The sequence below is a fragment of the Streptomyces sp. NPDC048270 genome (assembly GCF_040652335.1).
GTDB lineage: Bacteria > Actinomycetota > Actinomycetes > Streptomycetales > Streptomycetaceae > Streptomyces.
The window spans coordinates 1-1,267 of the sequence record NZ_JBEZLV010000139.1 but is presented as its reverse complement, the minus strand read 5'-3'; the positions used below and the strand labels follow the sequence as shown (position 1 = coordinate 1,267).

Here is a 1,267-nt window from a genome sequence, read left to right as displayed (position 1 = left end):
GGGGCGGACAGCATGGCCGGTGTCCACTCCGGCTCGCACGGTTCCGGAGTCTGGGGCGCCGGGATGGGCGTGGCCGGATGGGGGTGCAGGGCGTAGTTCCAGTCGTCGTGGAAGGCGTGCCGGGTCAGTGGCAGAGCCGCCATATCCGCGTCACCGATCGTGACTCCGGTCGGGTAGGCATTGGTGTCCAGTTCGGCCGTGACGTGCAGTCCCGTGCGGGTGGTGGTCGCGGCGATGGACTGGACGACGACTTCGTGGCTGGTCAGCGGGCGGCCGTGCCAGTTCATGGTGATGTGGGAGAAGAGGCGGTGTTCGATCTTGTTCCACTTGGATGTGCCCGGGGGTAGGTGGCAGGCGGTGATCGTCAGTCCCGTCTCTGCGGCGAGCCGATCGAGCTCAAGCTTCCAGGCCCGGGTGCGGTAGCCGTTGGAGCCACCCGCGTCCGCGGTGACCAGCAGCCGTGTCGCCTGCGGGTAGGCTGCCTGGCCCTGGCCGTGCCACCAGCGGCGGATCGATTCCACCGCGAATGCCGCGGTGTCGTGATCGGTGCCGACGTTGACCCAGCCGGTGTTCGCCGCCAGGTCGTAGACCCCGTATGGGATCGCCTTCCCCAAGTGGGGGTCGGCGAAGTCGTGCATGTTCACCAGCACCGGATCACCGGCCGGGCGCCACTGCCGGCCGTCGTTCTTGAACTCGCCGACGAGCTCCTTCTTCTTGGTGTCCACGCTGATGACCGGCTGGCCGGCGTCCCGATGCTCGCGGGCTTGCTCGTTGAGGTAGCGGAACTGTGCGTCCCGGTCGACGTGCTGGTTGCCCTCGAGCGTCTTGGCGTTGGCCTGCAGGCTGAAGCCTTCCTCCCGCAGCAGAGATGCGGCGGTGTCGGCGCTGTCCCGGTGCCCGGCCCGGGTCAGTTCCCGCGCGAGTGCGCGGGTCGACTCCACCGTCCATCTCAGCGGCGACATCGGATCACCCCGCACATCCGGCTCGACCAGCGCCAGCAGAGCGGGCCGCAGCCCCGGGTCGAGTTCCGCGACCCGCTTGCGGCCCCCGCCCGGACGCCGCACCCGGCCCAGGGGCTCCTCGCCGCCTCCAGCTCGAACACGCCCTTGCAGACCGTCGTCTCGCTCACCGTGGCGGCCAGCGCGACGGCCCGAACACCGCCGTGACCCAGGACGCGAGCCTCGGCAGCCATCAACAACCGACGCTGCCGCTCGTCCAGATGCGGAAACAACACCTCGAACTCCACAGCGAGTTGGGCACGAGTCTC

General features: G+C 69.4%; 1 pseudogene. It reads right to left on the bottom strand.

Annotation, left to right across the window (positions count from 1 at the left end):
- A pseudogene (locus AB0D66_RS34640) lies at positions 1-1,246 on the bottom strand (ISAzo13 family transposase); the annotation flags it as partial.
- Between the last annotated feature and the right edge of the window lie 21 nt (positions 1,247-1,267).